Origin of the sequence: Paractinoplanes lichenicola, from assembly GCF_016785085.1 — a bacterium.
Classification (GTDB): Bacteria; Actinomycetota; Actinomycetes; order Mycobacteriales; family Micromonosporaceae; genus Actinoplanes; species Actinoplanes lichenicola.
Map to the genome: position 1 here is coordinate 1 of NZ_JAENHO010000010.1, position 19,869 is coordinate 19,869.

General features: G+C 70.1%; 19 protein-coding genes. 4 read left to right on the forward strand and 15 right to left on the reverse strand.

Annotated elements, in window-relative coordinates:
• Positions 1-238: 238 nt before the first annotated feature.
• Positions 239-826 carry a hypothetical protein gene (locus tag JKJ07_RS31770; protein ID WP_202995578.1) on the forward strand — a complete coding sequence of 196 codons (588 nt, stop codon included), beginning with the start codon at positions 239-241 and terminating at the stop codon, positions 824-826.
• A gap of 51 nt (positions 827-877) precedes the next feature.
• Here JKJ07_RS31770 and JKJ07_RS31775 read toward each other — a convergent pair whose 3' ends face one another.
• Together JKJ07_RS31775 and gabT are read right to left on the reverse strand one after the other, a co-directional pair.
• Positions 878-2,260, reverse strand: coding sequence for an aspartate aminotransferase family protein (locus JKJ07_RS31775; RefSeq protein WP_202995579.1), 1,383 nt, complete (start codon positions 2,258-2,260; stop codon positions 878-880).
• A 20-nt stretch (positions 2,261-2,280) separates the two neighbouring features.
• Positions 2,281-3,570, reverse strand: coding sequence for a 4-aminobutyrate--2-oxoglutarate transaminase (gene gabT, locus JKJ07_RS31780; protein ID WP_202995580.1), 1,290 nt, complete (start codon positions 3,568-3,570; stop codon positions 2,281-2,283).
• A 106-nt stretch (positions 3,571-3,676) separates the two neighbouring features.
• Here gabT and JKJ07_RS31785 point away from each other — a divergent pair, with 106 nt between their 5' ends.
• Positions 3,677-5,101, forward strand: a complete 1,425-nt coding sequence (locus JKJ07_RS31785) for an aldehyde dehydrogenase family protein (RefSeq protein WP_307834503.1) — start codon at positions 3,677-3,679, stop codon at positions 5,099-5,101.
• A gap of 3 nt (positions 5,102-5,104) precedes the next feature.
• On the opposite strand, the gene JKJ07_RS52295 is transcribed toward JKJ07_RS31785, so the two are convergent.
• Positions 5,105-5,293: a hypothetical protein gene (locus tag JKJ07_RS52295; RefSeq protein ID WP_369077008.1), complete on the reverse strand. Its 189-nt coding sequence runs from the start codon at positions 5,291-5,293 to the stop codon at positions 5,105-5,107.
• A gap of 4 nt (positions 5,294-5,297) precedes the next feature.
• Positions 5,298-5,651 carry a hypothetical protein gene (locus tag JKJ07_RS52300; protein ID WP_369077011.1) on the reverse strand — a complete coding sequence of 118 codons (354 nt, stop codon included), beginning with the start codon at positions 5,649-5,651 and terminating at the stop codon, positions 5,298-5,300.
• Between JKJ07_RS52300 and JKJ07_RS31795 the strand changes: the two genes are divergently transcribed.
• Positions 5,580-5,951 (forward strand): hypothetical protein, encoded by a 372-nt coding sequence (locus JKJ07_RS31795; protein WP_202995583.1) that lies wholly within the window; start codon positions 5,580-5,582, stop codon positions 5,949-5,951. The two genes, JKJ07_RS52300 and JKJ07_RS31795, sit on opposite strands and share 72 nt — an antisense overlap.
• A 52-nt stretch (positions 5,952-6,003) precedes the next feature.
• Here the strand turns inward: JKJ07_RS31795 and JKJ07_RS31800 are convergent, their stop codons facing one another.
• The 10 genes from JKJ07_RS31800 to JKJ07_RS31845 form a co-directional block, all read right to left on the reverse strand.
• Positions 6,004-6,378, reverse strand: coding sequence for a type II toxin-antitoxin system VapC family toxin (locus JKJ07_RS31800; RefSeq protein ID WP_202995584.1), 375 nt, complete (start codon positions 6,376-6,378; stop codon positions 6,004-6,006).
• Positions 6,375-6,602 carry a type II toxin-antitoxin system Phd/YefM family antitoxin gene (locus JKJ07_RS31805; protein ID WP_202995952.1) on the reverse strand — a complete coding sequence of 76 codons (228 nt, stop codon included), beginning with the start codon at positions 6,600-6,602 and terminating at the stop codon, positions 6,375-6,377. The genes JKJ07_RS31800 and JKJ07_RS31805 overlap by 4 nt, the downstream gene beginning before the upstream one ends.
• Positions 6,603-6,727: 125 nt before the next feature.
• The gene (locus JKJ07_RS31810; RefSeq protein WP_202995585.1) at positions 6,728-8,107 is read right to left on the reverse strand and encodes an NAD(P)/FAD-dependent oxidoreductase; all 1,380 of its coding nucleotides are present in this window, start codon (positions 8,105-8,107) and stop codon (positions 6,728-6,730) included.
• A 6-nt stretch (positions 8,108-8,113) separates the two neighbouring features.
• Complete coding sequence (locus tag JKJ07_RS31815) at positions 8,114-8,974, reverse strand: ABC transporter permease (RefSeq protein WP_202995586.1); 861 nt, start codon at positions 8,972-8,974, stop codon at positions 8,114-8,116.
• Positions 8,971-9,834, reverse strand: a complete 864-nt coding sequence (locus JKJ07_RS31820; protein ID WP_202995587.1) for an ABC transporter permease — start codon at positions 9,832-9,834, stop codon at positions 8,971-8,973. Before JKJ07_RS31820 ends, JKJ07_RS31815 begins: the two co-directional genes overlap by 4 nt.
• A gap of 1 nt (position 9,835) precedes the next feature.
• Positions 9,836-11,089: a polyamine ABC transporter substrate-binding protein gene (locus JKJ07_RS31825; protein ID WP_202995588.1), complete on the reverse strand. Its 1,254-nt coding sequence runs from the start codon at positions 11,087-11,089 to the stop codon at positions 9,836-9,838.
• Complete coding sequence (locus tag JKJ07_RS31830) at positions 11,090-12,208, reverse strand: ABC transporter ATP-binding protein (RefSeq protein ID WP_202995589.1); 1,119 nt, start codon at positions 12,206-12,208, stop codon at positions 11,090-11,092.
• A 27-nt stretch (positions 12,209-12,235) separates the two neighbouring features.
• On the reverse strand, positions 12,236-13,672 hold the full coding sequence (locus JKJ07_RS31835; protein WP_307834504.1) for an aminobutyraldehyde dehydrogenase: 1,437 nt from the start codon (positions 13,670-13,672) through the stop codon (positions 12,236-12,238).
• Between the two features lie 159 nt (positions 13,673-13,831).
• On the reverse strand, positions 13,832-15,169 hold the full coding sequence (locus JKJ07_RS31840) for an aspartate aminotransferase family protein (RefSeq protein WP_202995590.1): 1,338 nt from the start codon (positions 15,167-15,169) through the stop codon (positions 13,832-13,834).
• Complete coding sequence (locus JKJ07_RS31845; RefSeq protein ID WP_202995591.1) at positions 15,166-16,653, reverse strand: CoA-acylating methylmalonate-semialdehyde dehydrogenase; 1,488 nt, start codon at positions 16,651-16,653, stop codon at positions 15,166-15,168. Before JKJ07_RS31845 ends, JKJ07_RS31840 begins: the two co-directional genes overlap by 4 nt.
• A 114-nt stretch (positions 16,654-16,767) precedes the next feature.
• Between JKJ07_RS31845 and JKJ07_RS31850 the strand changes: the two genes are divergently transcribed.
• Complete coding sequence (locus JKJ07_RS31850; RefSeq protein ID WP_236030299.1) at positions 16,768-18,078, forward strand: aminotransferase class I/II-fold pyridoxal phosphate-dependent enzyme; 1,311 nt, start codon at positions 16,768-16,770, stop codon at positions 18,076-18,078.
• Positions 18,079-18,186: 108 nt separating this feature from the next.
• On the opposite strand, the gene JKJ07_RS31855 is transcribed toward JKJ07_RS31850, so the two are convergent.
• Positions 18,187-19,821 (reverse strand): FAD-dependent oxidoreductase, encoded by a 1,635-nt coding sequence (locus JKJ07_RS31855; protein WP_202995592.1) that lies wholly within the window; start codon positions 19,819-19,821, stop codon positions 18,187-18,189.
• Positions 19,822-19,869 lie beyond the last annotated feature (48 nt).

Consider the following 19,869-nt stretch of genomic DNA (forward strand, 5'->3'; position numbering starts at 1 on the left):
ACTCGGCTACCTCAGCCCCGACGAATACGAGGCGGCCTGGCACGCCCAAACCGAGCCAGATAACCTCACCCCTGCCCCGACCGGAAGCAGGTAACCACCGCTCCGTCGAAACGGGGGGAACTCAGTCAGCCGGGAACGGGACGGCTTCGCCTACGCCCGGACCTGCGAGGACTGGCTTGACGCCGACACCCGCAGCCTCGGCCTCACTGAGTGTGACGCCAGCAAGCCGCGGCCGGACATGCTGGCCGAGGTCCGCGGGTGGAAGGCATCCGGCAAATACAAGCCGGGCAGCCTCGGCGTACCCAGTCTGCAGCAGCTGGTCGCCGGTCCCACCGATCCGACGGAGATCCGGGACGCCCTGGTCAAAGCCCCGGAGCACCAAGGCCTCGACTCCGACGACCGGAAAATCTGGGGAGGGTTGTTCGACCTCTTCACCGTGGACCGTTACATCCCCGCCGAGCGGCTGCGAGGAGTGTTCGACACGTTGTCCGGCCTGCCGGTGAGCGTCGGCGAGACGACAGTGGGCGAACGCCGGCTGGTGGTGATACGCAAACGCGAACATGAATCCACGAATGACCTGCTCTTTGACCCGGCCACCGGGCGCTGGGCCGGGTACCAGTCGGTGTTCCCCTTGCCGTCGGGCCAGAAGGCGTCCATGGCACCGGCGCCGAAGCGCACCACCCCGTCGCCGTACGCGACGCGGAGCGACGGAGTGGCACCCGACGTGGGACGACGGCTGAGCACCAACCCGCTCGACGCCGCCGTGCGGTCGCAGACCGTCGTTCTGACGCAGGCCGTGGTCGAGGACATCGGCGACCGGCCGTGAAATGGCCGGGCCGCCGCGGGGGATGCCCCGTGGCGGCCCGGCGCCCCTTCATCAAAGCAAGGTGGAGGCTTCCGTCAGCACCGAGCGCAGGATCTGCTCGATCTCGGCGAACTGGGCCTCGCCCGCGATCAGCGGCGGCGCGAGCTGGATGACCGGGTCGCCCCGGTCGTCGGCGCGGCAGTACAGCCCGGCCTCGAACAGCGCCGAGGACAGGAAGCCGCGCAGCAGCCGCTCCGACTCCTCCTCGTTGAACGTCTCCTTGGTCGCCTTGTCCTTGACCAGCTCGAGGCCGAAGAAGTAGCCGTCGCCGCGCACGTCGCCGACGATCGGCAGGTCGCTCAGCTTGTCGAGGTACGACCGGAACAGGTCGCTGTTGTCCCGGACGTGCTTGTTGAGCTCCTCGCGCTCCATGATGTCGAGGTTGGCCAGCGCCACCGCCGATCCGACCGGGTGCCCGCCGTACGTGATGCCGTGGGCGAACCAGTTGGTGCCCTCGAGGAACGGCTCGGCCAGCCGCTCCGACGCGATCATCGCCCCGAGCGGGACGTAGCCGCTGGTCAGGCCCTTGGCGACGGTGATGATGTCGGGCGTGTAGCCGTACCGGTGGCCGCCGAAGTATTCGCCGAGCCGGCCGAAGCCGCTGATCACGTCGTCGGAGACCATCAGCACGTCGTACCGGTCGCAGATCTCACGGACCCGCTGGAAGTAGCCGGGCGGGGGCGGGAAGCAGCCGCCCGCGTTCTGCACCGGCTCGAGGAAGACCGCGGCCACCGTGTCGGGGCCCTCGAACTCGATGGCCTCGGCGATCCGGTCGGCCGCCCACACGCCGAACTGCTCGGGCGACATGCTCTCGTCGGGGCGGCGGTAGTAGTTGGTGTTGGGCACCCGGAACGTCGACGGCACGAGCGGCTCGAAGTCCTGCTTCAGCGCGGGGATGCCGGTGATCGACAGGGCGCCCATCGAGGTGCCGTGGTAGGCGATGTTGCGCGAGAGCACCTTGGTCTTGGTCGGCTTGCCGGTGCGCTTGAAGTACGAGCGGGCCAGCTTCCACGCCGACTCGACGGCCTCGGAGCCGCCGGTGGTGAAGAAGACCCGGTTGAGGTCGCCCGGGGTCAGGTCGGCCAGCCGCGCGGCCAGCTCGACGGCCTTGGGGTGCGCGTACGACCAGATCGGGAAGTAGGCCAGCTCACCGGCCTGCTTGGCGGCGGCCTCGGCCAGCTCCTGACGGCCGTGGCCGGTCTGCACGACGAACAGCGCGGACAGCCCGTCGAGGTAGCGCCGGCCGTTGGAGTCCCAGATGTAGCAGCCGTCGCCGCGCACGATCATCGGGACTTCGGCCTTCTGGTAGGACGACAGCCGGGTGAAGTGCATCCACAGGTGGTCGCGGGCGGCGCCGGACAGCTTTTCGTAGTCGGGTGACTGAAGGTCGCTCAACGGGGGGCTCCTGAATGTTCTTAAACGACGGAGAAGGCTTGTTCGAGCAAGGTGAGTCCGCGATCGAGCTCCTCGTCGGAGATGATCAGCGGCGGCAGCAGCCGGATCACGTTGCCGTAGGTGCCGCAGGTGAGCAGCAGCAGGCCCAGCTCGTGCGCGGCCTTGGCGACCGCGGCGGTGGCTGCGGCGTCCGGCGCCGGGCCTGCCGGACCGTCCTCGCCGGGTATCACGACCTCGACGGCGAGCATCGCGCCGCGACCGCGCACCTCGGCGATCGACGGGTGCTTGGCCGCGAGGGCCTCCAGCCGGGGCCGCGCGATCGACTCGATGCGGCGGGCGGCGGCGGCCAGGTCGAGCTCGCGCATGGTCTCGATCGAGGCCAGCGCGGCGGCACAGGCGATCGGGTTGCCCCCGTACGTGCCGCCGAGGCCGCCCGGGTGCACGGCGTCCATGAGCTCGGCGCGGCCGGTGACCGCGGCCAGGGGCAGCCCACCGGCGATGCCCTTGGCGGTGGTGATCAGATCCGGCTCGACGCCCTCGTGCTCGCTCGCGAAGAAGGCACCCGTACGGCAGAAGCCCGTCTGGATCTCGTCGGCGATGTACACGGCTCCGGCCGCCTTGCTCCACGCCGCGATCGCCGGCAGGAACCCCTCGGCGGGCACGATGAAACCGCCCTCGCCCTGGATGGGCTCGATCAGCACGGCGGCCACGTTGCTCGCGCCGACGGTCTTCTCGATCTGGCCGATCGCGTACGCCGCCGCCTCGGCCCCGCCGCGGCCGTCGCGCAGCGGATAGGACATCGGCACGCGGTAGATCTCGCCCGCGAACGGGCCGAAGCCCTGCTTGTACGGCATGACCTTGGCGGTCAGGGCCATCGTCAGGTTGGTGCGGCCGTGATAGGCGTGGTCGAACACGACGACCGCCTGGCGCCCGGTGGCGTGCCGGGCGATCTTCACCGCGTTCTCGACGGCCTCGGCGCCCGAGTTGAACAGCGCCGAGCGCTTCTCGAAGTCACCCGGAGTGAGGGCCGCCAGCTCCTCGCAGACCGCGACATACTGCTCGTACGGCGCGATCATGAAGCAGGTGTGGGTGAAGCGCTCGACCTGAGCCTGCACCGCGGCGACGACCTTGGGGGCGGCGTTGCCGACGTTCGTCACGGCGATGCCCGCGGCGAAGTCGATCCACTCGCGGCCGTCCACATCGGTCATCGTCCCGCCGGTGGCGCTGCTCACGTAGGACGGGACCATGCTGCTGACCCCCCGCGCGACAACCGCGGCCCGGCGCTTGTGCAACTCGGCCGACGTGGGCATGGCTCAACTCCTTCAGGCTTGTGGACCCGATCATTTCACTGATTCCGTCGCATGCAAGAGGCCCGACAACTATTTCCGTGCTGCATCTGCGGGTACGCTCCCGGCCGTGATCCCCTTCCACGTCGCCGGGAAGCCGGCCACCAGCGCGGACGTCCTGACTGTGCGTCACCCGTACGACACGCGGGTGGTGGGCGAGACCTCCCACGCCACCGCCGAGCAGGTCGAGGAGGCCGTCGCCGCCGCGGTGTCGGCCACCGGCCCGGCCGCCGCCCTGACCGCCGCCGAGCGGGCCGGCGCCCTTGACGAGATCAGCCGGCAGCTGGGCCGCCGCGCCGGGGAGTTCGCGGCCCTGATCACCGCCGAGAACGGCAAACCGGTCAAGTGGGCCAGGGCCGAGGTCGCGCGGGCCGTCTCCACGTTCCGCTGGGCCGCCGAGGAGGCCCGTCGCTTCTCCGGCGAGCTGCAGCGGCTGGACACCGATCCCGCCGCGGCCGGTCGGATCGCCCTGGTCCGCCGGGTGCCGCGCGGCCCCGTGCTGGGCATCGCGCCGTTCAACTTCCCGCTCAACCTGGTCGCCCACAAGGTCGCGCCGGCCCTGGCCGTGGGCGCCCCGATCATCGTCAAGCCGGCGCCCGCCACTCCCCTGACGGCCCTGCTGCTGGGCGAGATCATGGCGGACCTCGACCTCCCGTACGGGATGTTCTCCGTGCTGCCGGTGCCCAACGAGCGGATGGCCGCGCTGGTCGCCGACCCGCGCCTGCCCGTGGTCTCGTTCACCGGCAGCGGCCCGGTCGGCGCGCTCATCCAGGACGCCGCGCCCCGCAAGCACGTGACCCTGGAGCTGGGCGGCAACGCGGCCGCGCTGATCTGCCGCGACTGGGACGACCTGGCGTTCGCGGCCCAGCGGATCGCCACCTTCGGCAACTATCAGGCCGGGCAGAGCTGCATCGCCGTCCAGCGCGTGCTCGTGCACCGCGCACACCTCGAGGCCTTCACGCCCCTGCTGCTCGACGCGGTGCGGGCGTTGCGCACCGGTGACCCCCGCGACGAGGCCACCGACGTCGGCCCGGTCATCAACGACCAGGCCGCCGACCGCATCGAGCAGTGGATCACCGAGGCCGTCACCGCCGGAGCCCGCGTCCTGCTCGGCGGCGAGCGCCACGGCACCACGATCGCCCCCACGGTGCTGACCGGCGTCCCCGCCGCCGCCAAGGTCAGCGCCGACGAGGTGTTCGGCCCGGTGCTCGTGCTGACCCCCGTCGACTCCGACGAGGCCGGCCTGGACGCGATCAACGACTCCGCGTTCGGCCTGCAGGCGGGCGTCTTCACCCGCCGCCTCGACCTGGCCTTCGAGGCGTCCCGCCGGCTCCGGGTGGGCGGCGTCATCATCGGCGACGTCCCCAGCTTCCGAGCCGACCAGATGCCGTACGGCGGAGTGAAAGCCAGCGGCACCGGCCGCGAGGGCGTAGCCAGCGCCATGACCGACTACACCGAACCCCGAGTAATGGTCCTGACCGGCGTAGCCCTCTGACCGTCAGAGGTCGTCGTCGGTGGCCGGATAGTCCGGGTCGCCGGGAGCCAGTCGCTCGTCCTCGTCCGGCGTCGGATAACGGTTCCACACCGCGTGGAACTCGTCCATCCGCCCCGTCTGCGCGTGCCGGGCCGACAGGTAGTGCAGAACCGCCCGGACGTCATCCCAGTCCGGCTCGGGCGCCGCGTACAACGGCTCAACGAGGCGTGCGGCGAGGGCAGTGCAGCGCGGGTCCGTCCACCCGTAGAGGCGCGCGAGCTCCACACCGGCGTGCAGCGTCCGCGGATCGTCCGGCCCGAGGAGCCGCTCGTGGTCGGCGAAGATCTGCTCGACCAGCGGGATGTGGTCCGCCCGCTCGTGGAGGTGCCAGTGCAGCGTCCGCGCCTCGACGGTCTCCGGGTGCACGGGGCCCAGTCGCGCCCGGCAGCCGCTCCAGCAGCCCCAGCGTCTCCGGGTCGTCCGGTCCCAACACGCGTTCGTGCACGGCGGCCAGCTCTTCCAGGTCATCCAGGGCGACCGGCGGCCGCCGGTCGGGGTCGGGCCGTCGCATGAGCTGCAGCCGCCGCACCTCCAACGTCTGCGGATGCTCGTCCCCGAACGTCCGCACCCGGCTCGCCAACGCACGGCCCAACTCGGCCGCCAGCAGTTCCTCCCACCGCTGCGGCTCGACGTCGGGCTCGTCGAAGCTCCCGTCCTCGTCGAGGCTCCCCCTCAGCTCCCCCGCCAGCCGAAGCCGCGACTCGACGGTCCGCGGATCGTCCTCCCCCACATCCCGCACGAGCCCAGCGACGACAGCCCGAAGTTCCCGAATCCTCGCCAGGCGCCCACGTCTCACGCCCGCAGACAATAGCGGCGCGGCGAGTGACCGCGCGCAGCCGTCAGCTCGACGAGGTCGGCGTTGCTCACACCTTGAGCAGGTCGACGTCGTACAGGCTTATCGACGTGTCGCGGGTGGCCAGCGTCAGGCCGGTGACGCGGGCCTGGGCGATGAGCATGCGGTCGAACGGGTCGCGGTGGTGCGGGGGAAGGCGGCCCGCCACGATCGCATGCTCGTAGGTGATCGGGAGCTCGCGGAATCCGATGTCGGCGATCCGCTCGGCCAGATCAGGTGGGCCGCCGAGTTTGCCCACGGCTTGCTTGATCGTGATCTCCCACAGGGAGACCGGGGACAGGAAGATGTCGGGGTCGTGGCGCAGCCGGGAGAGCAGCTCCTCGCCCAGCGTCGGGTCGCCGGTGATGGCCCAGAGCGCGACGTGCGTGTCGAGCAGCAGGCTCATCCGCCGACGCCGAAATCCCGCGCGATCTCGGCGTTGGTCTCGGCCGAATCCCAGTCGCCGGAGAGGTCGACCTGGCCGGCCAGGGAGCCGAGGCCCACCCGGTTGACCCGGCGCACCAGCGGAACCACCTTGGCCACGGGGACGCCGGCCCGGTCGATGAAGATCTCTTCGCCCTGCTCGACGCGCTCGATGATCCGGGACAGGTGGGTCTTGGCCTCGTGCATGTTGAAGTGGACCTCGTCCCTCTCGACGTGGACCTCGAACCTGGGAAAGCTGAACTCAGCGGGCACAGCGCCACCTCCGCGGTTAGCTAGCAGCTTAGTCCAGCGTCGCCCAAGGTCACCAATCGTCAGGAGTCGAAGCCCAGGCCGACCTTGTCGAGGGTGCGTAGCCACAGGTTGCGGCGGCCGTCGTTGTGGTCGGCGCGGGCGATCGACCAGCGGGTGAGCTGGATGACGCCCGAGCGCACCGGTTCCGGCGGGAACGGGATCGGCTTGCTGCGCACCATCTTGAGCGCCGTACGCTCGGTCGGCGCGCCCGCCAGCAGGTCGAGCATGACGTTGGCGCCGAAGCGGGTGGCGCCCACGCCCAGGCCGGTGTAGCCGACCGCGTACGCCACCCGGCCGCCGTGGGCGGTGCCGAAGAAGCTGCTGAACCGGCTGCACGTGTCGATCACGCCGCCCCACTTGTGCGTGAAGCGCAGGCCCTCCAGCTGCGGGAACGTGGTGAAGAAGTGGTCGGCCAGCAGCGCGAACGTGGCCTCGCGCTGGTCGTGGGACACCTCGATCCGGCCGCCGTTGTAGTAGACCGCGTCGTAGCCGCCCCAGAGGATGCGGTTGTCGGCGCTCAGGCGGTAGTAGTGGAACTGGTTGGCCGCGTCGCCGATGCCCTGCCGGTGGCGCCAGCCGAGCGAGGCCAGCTGGGCCGGCGTGAGCGGCTCGGTCATCAGCGCGTAGTCGTAGACCGGCACCACGAAGTGGCCCAGGCGCCGCAGCAGCCGGCCGTGCGCGCCGGTGGCCAGCGCGACCTTGGCCGCGTCGAGCCGGCCCCGCCAGGTGTGCAGCCGCATCCCGGCGCCATGCCGGGTGAGCCGTTCCACGGGCGACTGCTCGTAGAAGCGCACGCCCAGCGACAGGCACGCCTCGCGCAGGCCCCAGACGAGCCGGGCCGGGTCGATCATCGCGCAGTTCTCGCGGTCCCACACCCCGCCGACGTACGTGGGCGAGTCGACCTCGCCCCGCACCCGGTCGCGGTCGAGCAGCTGTTCGCCGGGCCGCAGCTGCGCGCGCATCTCGGCCAGCTGCCAGGGCGCGGTGGCGACGCTCAGTTCCCCCGTACGGGAGAAGTCGCAGTCGATGCCGTAGCGCGCGACCGCCGCCTCGATCTCGTCGAGGTTCTGCCGGCCCAGCTTCTCGAGATGGTCGATCTCGCCCGGGAACCGGCTGGCCCCGTTGGCGTGGCCGTGGGTGAGCGACGCCGAGCAGAACCCGCCGTTGCGGCCGGACGCGGCCCAGCCCGCGGTGCCCGCCTCGATCACCACGACGTCGCGGCCGGGGTCGCGCTCCTTGGCCATCAGGGCGGTCCACAACCCGCTGTAGCCGGCCCCGACCACCGCCAGATCCGCGGTGCCGAGCCCGTCGAGCGGGGCGGCGGGGGCCGGAGCCCCCGCCTGGGTGAGCCAGTACGGCTCAGTAACGGCATCCTTCAGGGACGAAAAGGATGGAGGCACGAGTTATCAATCCCGCTTACCCTTGCTCGACGATCGGATGTTGGCGAGCAGCGCGAAGAACACGCCGACCGCGAAGATGAGCGTGCCCATGACGTTGACCTGCGGCGGGATGCCGACGCGGGTGGCGCCCCAGATCCACAGCGGGAACGTCTTGGTGGTGCCCGCCGTGAAGGCGGTGACGATGAAGTCGTCGATGGAGAGCGCGAACGCCAGCAGCACGCCGGAGAAGATCGCCGGCAGGATGATCGGGAAGGTGACCTTCCAGAACGTGGTCCACGCGTTGGCGCCCAGGTCGGCCGCGGCCTCCTCGATCGAGCGGTCCAGGGTCATCACCCGGGCCCGCACGACGACGGCGACGAACGAGATCGAGAACATCACGTGCGCGATCGTGATCGTCACCGGCCCGAGCCCGGCGCCGGCCGAGACGAACAGGCTGAGCAGCGACGCCCCCATGATCAGCTCGGGCGAGGACATCGTCGCGAACATGATCAGGTTGAGCGAGCCGGAGCCGCGGAACCGGTAGCGGCCCAGCGCGTAGCCGATGCCCGTGCCCAGCGCGCCGGAGAGCAGGCTGGCCACGATCGCGATGAGGATCGACGTGATCAGGGCGCTGGTCAGGTCCGAATATTCGAACAGGCGCCCGTACCACTTGAACGTGAACCCGACCCAGGTCTGGTTGTAGCGGCCCGGGGTGTCGTTGAACCCGAACGCGATCATCACGACGATCGGCAGGACCAGCCAGGCGATGATCAGCCAGGTCCACGCGTGGAGCAGGCCGGGCCCGGTGATCCGGCGCTTCGGCTTGATCCGGGCCGCCTCCTCCACCTGCGTGGACTGCTGCCGGCGGTCGAGCGTCGGTGCGGTCATCGGGCGGCCACCTTCATGACGTCCTCGGTGCCGAGGATGCGGGCGTACGTGAAGACGCCGATCAGCAGCACGAGCATCAGCACGAAGGAGAGCGCCGACGCGGTCGGATAGTCGGAGTTCTCGAGGAACTGGGTCTGGATGACCTGACCGATCATCGTGGTGTCGGCGCTGCCCAGCACCTCCGAGTTGACGTAGTCCGAGCTGGCCGGCACGAACGTCATCAGCACGCCCGCGAAGACGCCGGGCAGGGCCAGCGGGAAGACCACCTTGCGGAACGTGGTGGCCGGGTTGGCGTACAGGTCGCGCGCCGCCTCGACCACGCGCGGGTCGATCCGCTCGAGCGCCACATAGATCGGCAGCACCATGAACGGCAGGAAGTTGTAGACCAGCCCGGCGATCACCGCGAACGGCGTGCCGAGGATGTGGAACGACTGGTCGACCAGGCCGGCGCTGCGCAGCGGGGAGATCAGCGGCCCCTCGTCGGTCAGGATCTGCCGCCACGAGATGGTGCGCAGCACGAACGAGACGAAGAACGGCAGCAGGACCAGGAACAGATACGTCGGCTTGCGCCGGCCGCCGTAGAACGCGATCCAGTACGCCACCGGGAACGCCAGCACGATCAGCACGATCGTCGCGATGGCCCCGTAGATGAGCGACCGGATGATCTGCGTGTCGTACGCGGAGATGGCCTCCGTGTATGTCTGCCAGTGGCCGGTGAAGCGGTAGCCGTTGACGATGTCGCCCTCCTGCAGGGAGAGCGACAACATCGCGACCATCGGCACCGCGAAGAAGACCAGCAGCCAGACCCCGCCCGGCAGAACCAGCAGGTACGGGGCGAGCTTGTTTTTGACGCGGTTCATCTCATCCCAGCACGATAGGTTCGAAGGTCTTCTGGAACTTCTGCTGCTCGGCCGTGGCCTCGAACGCTACGTAGTAGTGCAGCTTGTCGTACTCCACCTTGGTCGGGAACACCAGCTTGGAGTCGGCCACGTCGAGCAGGGCGTCCTTGTCCTCGCCGGTCGCCTTGCCGGCGTGGGTGCGGATGACAGGCTGCGCGGCGGGCACCGGGCAGACGTAGTTGATGTATTCGGCGAGCGTCGCGGCGTTCTCGACCTCGTAGAAGAAGTCCATCAGCATGAGCGCGTCGACCGGGTTGGGGGCGGTGACCGGGATCGTCATGTTGTCGGTCCAGATCGTGCCGCCCTCATCGGGGATCACGAACCGGAAGTCGGTGCCGTCCGAGATGTTCTTCTGGAAGATGTCGCCCGACCAGGCCTGGGTCAGCCACACCTCGCCGCTGCCCAGGGCCTCGATGTAGGACTGGTCGTAGTAGTTGCGGACGATCTTGTCGTCCTTCTGCTTGCGCAGGTGGTCGGCCGCCTTCTCCCAGTCGTCGGCGGTCGACTCGGCCGGGTCGATGCCCAGCGCCAGCAGGCCGAAGTTGCCGAGCTCCTGGATGTCGGAGAACATGCCGACCTTGCCCTTGAACTGCGGGTCCCACAGGTCGGCGAGCTTGGTGATCTCACGGCCGGTCCTGTTGAAGTCGTACGCGATGCCGGTCATGCCGGAGGCCCACGGGATCGAGTAGGCGTTGCCCGGGTCGAAGGCTTCCTTCTTGTACGCGGCGCCGGCGTTCTTGGCGTAGTTCGGCAGCTTCGAGTGGTCGAGCGGGGCCAGGAAGCCCGAGTCGCGGAACTGCGTGAACTGGAAGCTGTTGGTGATGACCATCAGGTCGTACCCGATGGACTGGCCCGCCGACAGCTGCGGCTGCACCTTGGCGAACCAGGGGCCCATCTCCTGGATGACCTCGTCGTACTTGACCTTGATGCCGGTCCTGGCCGTGAACTTCTTGAGCTCGGGCTGCTTGGGGTCCATGTAAAGCGGCCAGCCGGCGAAGCTCATCGAGCCGTTCTTGACCTTGCCGTTCCAGAACTGCGCCACCGCGTCGGGCTCGGCGCTGGCGGGCGCCTGCGTGCCCTGTCCTTGCACCCCGCAGGCGGCGAGGGCGCCGCCCATGGCGGCGAGTCCGGAGAGCCGAAGCGCGTCCCGACGACCGAAGCGACGCTGGGTCAGACCACGGAGGAGGGAGGGGTCGGAGAAGTTCGACGCGGACATTCAGACTCCGATCAGATATGAGTGCTGGGGGGCCCAGGTGAGATAGACACGATCACCGCGGACGGCAAGATCCTCGGCGTTCGATGCATTTTGATCGAAGACAGTAAAGTCCGCGCCGGCCGCGGTGGCTACGGTGTAATTCGTTGAGGTTCCGTGATAAACGACCTCGGTCACTGTGCCCGAGAGCACACTGCCGCCCGTGGCGGTGACCGGCGGGACACCCCGGTGCAAGTCGATCTTTTCCGGGCGGATCGACACCTCGAGCTTGTCCCCGGTGCGCGTCGACTGCCCGACCGGCACGACCACCCTGTCCTGAGTGGTGTAGCTCAGCAGGGCCAGCCCGCCCTCGACCCGCTCGACGTGCCCGTCCACGATGTTCGAGGTGCCGATGAAGCCGGCCACGAAGCGCGACGCCGGCCGCTCGTAGATCTCGCGCGGCGAGCCCAGCTGCTCGATCACGCCCGCGTTCATGACCGCGATCCGGTCCGACATCGTCAGCGCCTCGCCCTGGTCGTGGGTGACGTAGACGAAGGTGATGCCGACCTCGCGCTGGATGCGCTTGAGCTCGATCTGCATCTGCTGGCGCAGCTTGAGGTCGAGGGCGCCCAGCGGCTCGTCCAGCAGCAGCGCCCGCGGCCGGTTGACCAGCGCCCGGGCCAGGGCCACCCGCTGCTGCTGGCCGCCGGACATCTCCTTGGGCGAGCGCTTCTCCATGCCGGTCAGCGACACGATCTCGAGGATCTCGCCGACCCGGCGGCCGATCTCGTTCTTGGCGACCTTCTTGCGCTCCAGGCCGAAGGCGACGTTCTGGTACGTGTTCAGGTGCGGGAACAGGGCGTACGACTGGAACACCATGTTGACGTCGCGCTTGTTGGCGGCCACGCCGGTGACGTCGCGGCCGTCCAGCATGACCTTGCCGGCGGTCGGCTCCTCGAAGCCCGCGATCATGCGCATCGTGGTGGTCTTGCCGCACCCGGACGGGCCCAGCAGCGAGAAGAACTCACCCTGCGCGATCGCCAGGTCGGTCCGCTTGACGGCGGGCACCGTCTCACCGTGCGACAGATAGTTCTTGTTCACGCCGACGAATTCGATCGCCGGCGCGTGCTGGGGGGTGGTCATGGCGTTCCTCTGTTTATGTGGGGGCGGTCAGCCGAGGTAGCTCATCACGTGCTTGATCCGGGTGTACTCCTCGAACCCGTACATCGAAAGGTCTTTGCCGTAACCGGAGTGACCGAAGCCCCCGTGCGGCATCTCCGAGACGAACGGCAGGTGGGTGTTGATCCAGACGGCGCCGAAGTCCAGCCGCCGCGAGACCCGCATGGCCCGCCCGTGGTTCTGGGTCCAGACGCTGGCGCTCAGCCCGAAGCGCACGTCGTTGGCCCAGCGGACGGCGGCATCCTCGTCGTCGAACGACTGGACGGTGATGACCGGCCCGAAGACCTCGTCCTGGATCATCTCGTCGCGCTGCCGGAGACCGGCCACGACGGTCGGCTCGAGGAAGTAGCCGCGGTCGCCGATCCGCTTGCCGCCGGCCACGATGTCGGCGTGGTCGGGCGCGCGGTCGAGGAAGCCCTGCACCCGGGCCAGCTGGCCGGCGTTGTTGACCGGGCCGAAGAACGCGTCGGTGTCCGCGGGCGCGCCGACCTTGGTGTTGCGGGCCGCCTCGGCCAGCGCGGCGGTGAAGTCGGCGGCGACCCGGCCGTGCACGAGCACCCGGGTGGCCGCCGTGCAGTCCTGGCCGGCGTTGAAGTAGCCGGCCCCGGCGATCGCCCCGGCCGTGGCCGCGATGTCGGCGTCGTCGAACACGATGACCGGCGCCTTGCCGCCCAGCTCGAGGTGGGCCCGCTTGAGGTCGGCGGCCGCCGAGACCGCGACCTCCATGCCGGCCCGGGTCGAGCCGGTGATCGAGACGAGCTGCGGGGCCGGGTGGGCGACCACGGCCCGCCCGGTGCCGCGGTCGCCGCAGACCACGTTGAGCACGCCCGGCGGCAGGAACTCGGCGGCGATCTCGGCCAGCAGCAGTGTGCTGACCGGGGTGGTGTCCGACGGCTTGAGCACGACGGCGTTACCCGCCGCGATCGCCGGCGCGAACTTCCACACCGCCATCACCATCGGATAGTTCCACGGGGTGATCTGCGCGCACACGCCGATCGGCTCGCGCCGCACGTAGGACGTGTGGTCGCGCAGATACTCCCCCGCGGACTTGCCTTCCAGGATCCGCGCCGCGCCCGCGAAGAAGCGCAGCTCGTCGAGGAGCGGCCCCATCTCCTCGGCGCGGGTCGCCTCGACCGGCTTGCCCGTGTTCCGGCACTCGGCCGCGATGATCTCGCCGGCCCGCGCCTCGACCGCGTCGGCGATGCGCAGCATGGCCCGCTGCCGCTCGGCCGGGGTGGCGTCGCGCCAGGCCTCGAAGCCCGACCCCGCCGCCGCCATCGCCGCGTCCACGTCCCGCTCGGTGGAGACCGGCGCGAGCGCGTACGCCTCCCCGGTGCTCGGATCGATCACCTGCGAGGTGACCTGATCTGCGGTATCGGTGTATTCGCCACCGACGAAGTTACGCAGAACGGGCAACGCGGCGCTCACGGAATAGGACCTCCGGTTGAGGGCTTGTGACAGCTCCCACACAAACGACTGCGAGACCTTGACACATGCGAAGGACGGAAGACAAGGGAATCCGAAACTAATTTCCAAACTTGAAACGGAATCGGCGCTCAGCGCCCGTCGCGGCGACGCAATCCCGCGTTAGCCCGCGTAATACCTGTCGGCCACCGACAGCGCATCGTCGAGGATCGACAGACCTTCACGCACCTCGTCGGCGCTCACCGTACAGGGCGGCGCGACGTGCACCCGATTGAAGTGGGTGAACGGCCACAACCCGCGCTCCTTGCAGGCCGCGGCCAGCTCGTTCATCGGCCCGGCGGCGGGGCCGGCCGCGTTGAACGGCACGAGCGGCTCCCGGGTCTCCCGATCCCGGACGAGCTCGATCGCCCAGAAAACGCCCAGGCCACGGACCTCCCCCACGCTCGGATGCTTGGCGGCCAGCGCGGCCAGCCCCGGCGCGATCACGTCGTCGCCGATCGCCCGCGCGTGCTCGACGATCCCCTCCTCCTTGAAGATCTCAATGGAGGCGACGGCCGACGCGCAAGCCAGCGGATGGCCCGAATACGTCAGCCCACCGGGGAACGGCCGTTCCCGGAACGTCTCGGCGATCTCGTCCGAGATGACGACCCCGCCGAGCGGCAGATAACCGGAGTTGACCCCCTTGGCGAAGGTGATCAGATCCGGCGTGACACCCCAGCGGTCGACGGCGAACCACTCGCCGCAGCGCCCGAAGCCGGCCATCACCTCGTCGGCGATGAACACGATCCCGAACTCGTCGCAGAGCTCCCGCACGCCCCGCAGATAGCCCGGCGGCGGCACAAGGATGCCGTTGGTGCCGACCACCGTCTCCAGCAGGACGGCGGCGATCGTGCCGGCGCCCTCGAAGACGATCGTGTCGCGCAGGTGCTTCAGCGCCCGCTCGGTCTCCTGCTGCTCGCTTTCCGAGAAGAAGGGCGACCGGTACGCGTACGGGCCCCAGAAGTGCACCAGGCCGACCGCGGTGTTCTCGTTGGCCCAGCGCCGCGGGTCGCCGGTGGCGGCGATCGCCGTCGTCGTGCCGCCGTGATAGCTGCGGTACGTCGACAGGATCTTCTGCCGGCCGGTGTGCCCGCGGGCCAGCCGGATCGCGTTCTCGTTGGCCTCGGCCCCGCCGTTGGTGAAGAACACCTTGTTCAGGCTGCCCGGGGCGAGCTCGCTGATCAGCCGGGCCGCCTCGCCGCGCTTGTCGTTGGCGAAGGCGGGCTGGATCGTGCAGAGCTTGGCCGCCTGCTCCTGGATGGCTGCGACGAGCCGCGGGTGCTGGTGGCCGATGTTGACGTTGACCAGCTGCGACGAGAAGTCGAGATACCGGTTGCCGTCGTAGTCCCAGAAATAGGAGCCCAGCGCCCCCTCGATCGGGAGCGGGTTGATCAGGCCCTGGGCCGACCAGCTGTGGAAGACATGAGCGCGGTCGTCCCCGCGTACGGTCTCGGCGGTCATCGGTTTGTCGGGAAGCCGAGGTCGATCGCGGACGTGCCCGGGTCGGGCCAGCGCGACGTGACGACCTTGGAACGGGTGAAGAAGTGGATGCCGTCCGGCCCGTACATGTGGGTGTCGCCGAACAGCGAGGCCTTCCAGCCGCCGAACGAGTAGTAGGCCACCGGCACCGGGATCGGCACGTTGACGCCGACCATGCCCGCGTTCACGTCGAACTGGAACTGCCGGGCCGCGCCGCCGTCCCGGGTGAAGATGGCGGTGCCGTTGCCGTACTCGTTGTCATTGATCAGAGCAACGGCTTCCGCGTACGTCTCGGCGCGCACGACGGCCAGCACGGGGCCGAAGATCTCGTCGACGTAGACGTCCATCTCGGGCTTGACGTGGTCGAGCAGCGTGACACCCAGGAAGTAGCCGTCGCCGGGAACCTCCGCCTCGCGCCCGTCGGCGACCACGGTCGCACCCTCGGCGGCCCCCTGCGCGATGTAGCCGGCCACCTTCTCGCGGTGCTGCGCGGTGATCAGCGGGCCCATCTGCGACTCGGGGTCCGTACCAGCGCCGATCTTGAGTTTGGGCAGCCGGGCCGCGATCGCCTCCACCAGCGGGTCACCGATGTCCCCGACGGCCACCACGACCGAGACGGCCATGCAGCGCTCACCGGCCGAGCCGTACGCGGCGTTGACCGCGGCGTCGGCGGCCGCGTCGAGCTCGGCGTCCGGCAGCACCAGCATGTGGTTCTTGGCGCCGCCGAGGGCCTGCACCCGCTTGCCGTGCGCGGTGCCGGTCTCGTAGATGTACTTCGCGATCGGGGTCGAGCCGACGAAGCTGACCGCGGCGATCCGCGGGTCGGTCAGGATCGCGTCGACGGCCTCCTTGTCGCCGTTGACGACGGTGAAGACGCCCTCGGGCAGGCCCGCCTCGCGCCACAGCCGGGCCAGGAACAGCGCCGACGACGGGTCCTTCTCGCTGGGCTTGAGCACGAAGGCGTTGCCGGCCGCGATCGCCGTGGTGCACATCCACAGCGGCACCATGGCCGGGAAGTTGAACGGCGTGATGCCGGCGACCACCCCGAGCGGCTGCTTGATCGAATAGACGTCGACCCCGGTCGCCGCCTGCTCCGAGAACGAGCCCTTCATCAGGTGCGGGATGCCGGTGGCGAACTCGGCGTTCTCCAGGCCGCGGGCCACCTCGCCGGCCGCGTCGGAGAGCACCTTGCCGTGCTCGCTGGTGATGATCGCGGCCAGCTCGCCGCTCTTGGCCGCCAGCAGCTCGCGGAACTTGAACAGCACCGCGGAGCGCTTGGACAGGGAGGCCGCGCGCCACTCCTTGGCGGCTTCCGCGGCCACCGCGACGGCCTCGCCGACCTCGGCGGCCGAGGCGAGATCGACCTCGGCGGTCTGCTCGCCGGTGGCGGGATTGAAGACGGGGCCGACCCGGCCCGACGTGCCGGGGCGCTCGGCGCCGCCGATCCAGTGCGCGATGCGATTCATGTCCGGAGATTACGTAACACCTATGGACCGAACAATGCATGAAACGTACTGTCACAAAGTACGTCCGCCTCCCCACCCGCCGCCCTTGATCGGACTGAAGACATTTTTCCGGCCCTGCGCCTAGACGAGGTCTCCGCCCGGGGCCTAGCCGATGCCGTCGGGCGCGCGATAGGCGAGGGCGTCCTGCTTCCCGGCAGCAAGCTTCCCCCCGTACGGGCGGTGGCTCTTGAACTGCGTATGTCGCCCACGACGGTCAGCGCGGCCTGGCAGCTCCTGCGCCGGGCCGGCACGATCCAGACCGACGGGCGGCGCGGCACGATCGTCGCCGCCTCACGGGCCGACGGTCCGGGCCGCTACCGGGCGGCCCTGCGCGGGCGCTCCGGCTTCGCGCTCGACCTGTCGACCGGCGTACCGGATCCGCGTTTGTTGCCGTCGCTGCCCGCGCTGGCCGGCCTCTCCCCCGCGCCGACAAGCTATCTCGACGAGCCGGTGCTGCCCGCGCTCGCGTCGCTGCTACGCGAGAGATGGCCGTACGTCTGCCAACGCTTGGCCATCTTCGACGGCGCGATGGACGCGATCGATCACGTGGCGTCCTCGCTGCTGCGCCTGGGCGACCGCGTGGTGGTCGAGAACCCGTGCTTCCCACCGCTGCTCGACCTGCTGGAATCACTCGGCGTGCAAGCCGTCGCGGCCGACACCGACGCCCAGGGCATGCTCCCCGCAGCCCTGTCGGCGGCCCTGACCCAGCGACCCGCCGCGGTCTTCCTCCAACCGCGGGCCCTCAACCCCACCGGCGCCTCGTGGTCGTCCACCCGGGCGGCCGAGCTCGCCACCGTGCTTTCCCGGGCCCCCCACGTGTACGTCGTGGAGGACGACTCGGCCGGCGACGTGTCCTCGGCCGCCCTGCACTCCCTGGGCTCGCACCTGCCGCGGCAGACGATCCACGTCCACAGCTTCTCCAAGTCCCACGGCCCCGACCTGCGCCTGGCCGCCGTCTCGGCCCCCGCCGCCGTGCTCGACCCGATCCTCGAGCGGCGCTTGCTGGGCCAGGGCTGGACCAGTCGCCTCCTCCAGCACCTGCTGCTGACCCTGCTCACCGACCCGGCCTCGGTGACCGCGGTGGCGGCGGCCCGAACCGAATACGCCCGGCGCCGCCACCTGGTCGTCGCCGCCCTGGCCACCCATGGCATAACGGTGCCGCCCGGCGACGGCCTCAACCTCTGGCTCCCCGTCGCCGACGAGGCGGCCGCCCTGATCTCTTTGGCCAGCAACGGCCTGGCCGCCGCGGCCGGCACCGCCTTCACCCTCGGCCCGGGGACCCCTCACCTGCGCGTCACCGTGGGCCTGATCGCCACCGATCACGAGGCCGTCGCCACCCTCCTGGCCGAAGCCGCCCGCGCCCCCGCCCTGTCGATCACCCGTTGACGAGCCCAGGGTCCGTGGTCACTGTCGACATAGCGTCCTAGGAGGCTAGGTTGAGTTGCTGGACGGCTGTAGACGTCGCGGCACGTCGTGATCGAGGTTGACCGCGCCTCACGCCTGCCGGGTCGAGACGGTCAGACCCAGATACTGGTGCACCGACCGGATGACCGAGGATCCCTCGCCCACCGCGGCCGCGACCCGCTTCATCGAGCCTCGGCGGACGTCACCGGCCGCGAACACCCCGTCGGCCGAGGTCTCGTACGGGAACCGGTGGCGTTCGCCGGAGGCGGGCAGCTCGACGTCGGTGAGCACGAAACCGTCCTCATCGCGCTGTATCTCGCCGGGCAGCCAAGCGGTGCCCGGCCTGGCGCCGATGAAGCAGAACAGCGCCCGCACCTTCGCCTCGTGGATCTGACCGGTGCGCTTGTCGCGAAGCTCCACCGAAGTGAGGTGGTCGTTTCCCCGTACGGCACTGATCTCCGTGTTCGCGGCCACGACAATGCGATCGTCGGCGTCGATGCGGTCGATCAGGTAGCGCGACATCGACTCCTCGAGCGACTCCCGGCGGATCACCACGGTCACCCGCGAGCAGCGCCGGGCCAGGTAGAGCGCGGCCTGCCCGGCCGAGTTGCCGCCGCCCAGCACCACCACCTCGGCGCCCGCGCACAGTCCGGCCTCCAGCTCGGTCGCGGCGAAGTAGATGCCGGAGCCCTCGAAGCGGTCCCAGCCGTCCAGCGGCAGTCGCCGGTATTCCGCGCCGACGGCAACCACCACCGCGCGCACGACCGTACGGCTTCCGTCCGTCAGTGTCACCGCGAAGGTCCCGTCGGCGGACTCGATCCCGGTGATCCGGCACGGCGTCCGCAGCGCCGCGCCGAACCGCAGCGCCTGAATCGCCGCCCGGCTGGTCAGCTCGGTGCCCGAGATCCCGTCCGGGAAGCCGAGATAGTTTTCGATCCGCGAGCTGGTGCCGGCCTGCCCGCCCGGCGCGATGGCATCGAACACCACGACCCGCAGACCCTCCGACGCGCCGTACACGGCGGCCGCCAATCCCGCCGGTCCGGCCCCCACCACGGCGACGTCGTACGGACCGTCGTCGTCCGAACCGCCGTCGAGCCCCAGCGCCTCGGCGAGCACGGCCGGCGTGGCCCGGCGCAGCACCCGGTCCGGGACGATCACCGCCGGCAGGTCGTCAGCGGTCACGGTCGCCGGCACGTCGGCGTCGACGTCGGCGTCCAGGAACCGGTACGGCATGGAGTTGCGGTTCAGGAACGTCCGCAGCGCGAGCGTTCCCTCCGACGTCGCGGACCCGACGACCACGATCGGGCTGCGCTCGTCCGCCAGCCGCAGCCGGCGACGCGCGATCATCGCCTTCACCAGCAGGTCGGCCAGCTCCGTCTCCCGGGCCAGCAGGTCCCGCAGCCGCCCGATCGGGATGGTCGCCGCGGCGCCGGCCCGAGTCACCCGGGCCGTCACGAAGGGCCGCTGGCCGGTGAGCAGATTGAGCTCGCCGACGAACGTGCCCGGGCCGAACCCGCCGAGCACCGCGGCCGGCTCCTGCGACTCGTCGTGCACCTCGATCTCGCCGGCGAGCACCACCACGAGATCGTTGTGTTCGTCGGCGGGTGAATACACGACCTCGCCGACGGAAAGCTCCCGGGCCGTGCCATAGCTCCTCAGCAGCGTGAGCTGGGCGTCGGACAAGGTCGGATAGGCGGTGCTCTCCTCCGCCTCGGAGCTTCTCACCCGCCCAGCATGCCGTGCCGGCCCCCGTACGGCATCTCTGGTCGATCA

What these genes read in the sequence shown, in the direction of transcription:
- JKJ07_RS31830 (WP_202995589.1), bottom strand. Translation starts at nt 12,208, where the DNA reads ATGACCACCCCCCAGCACGCGCCGGCGATCGAATTCGTCGGCGTGAAC.
- JKJ07_RS31840 (WP_202995590.1), bottom strand. Translation starts at nt 15,169, where the DNA reads ATGACCGCCGAGACCGTACGCGGGGACGACCGCGCTCATGTCTTCCAC.
- JKJ07_RS31825 (WP_202995588.1), bottom strand. Translation starts at nt 11,089, where the DNA reads ATGTCCGCGTCGAACTTCTCCGACCCCTCCCTCCTCCGTGGTCTGACC.
- JKJ07_RS31805 (WP_202995952.1), bottom strand. Translation starts at nt 6,602, where the DNA reads ATGCACGAGGCCAAGACCCACCTGTCCCGGATCATCGAGCGCGTCGAG.
- JKJ07_RS31770 (WP_202995578.1), top strand. Translation starts at nt 239, where the DNA reads ATGCTGGCCGAGGTCCGCGGGTGGAAGGCATCCGGCAAATACAAGCCG.
- gabT (WP_202995580.1), bottom strand. Translation starts at nt 3,570, where the DNA reads ATGCCCACGTCGGCCGAGTTGCACAAGCGCCGGGCCGCGGTTGTCGCG.
- JKJ07_RS31800 (WP_202995584.1), bottom strand. Translation starts at nt 6,378, where the DNA reads ATGAGCCTGCTGCTCGACACGCACGTCGCGCTCTGGGCCATCACCGGC.
- JKJ07_RS31815 (WP_202995586.1), bottom strand. Translation starts at nt 8,974, where the DNA reads ATGACCGCACCGACGCTCGACCGCCGGCAGCAGTCCACGCAGGTGGAG.
- JKJ07_RS31820 (WP_202995587.1), bottom strand. Translation starts at nt 9,834, where the DNA reads ATGAACCGCGTCAAAAACAAGCTCGCCCCGTACCTGCTGGTTCTGCCG.
- JKJ07_RS52300 (WP_369077011.1), bottom strand. Translation starts at nt 5,651, where the DNA reads ATGCGACGGCCCGACCCCGACCGGCGGCCGCCGGTCGCCCTGGATGAC.
- JKJ07_RS31845 (WP_202995591.1), bottom strand. Translation starts at nt 16,653, where the DNA reads ATGAATCGCATCGCGCACTGGATCGGCGGCGCCGAGCGCCCCGGCACG.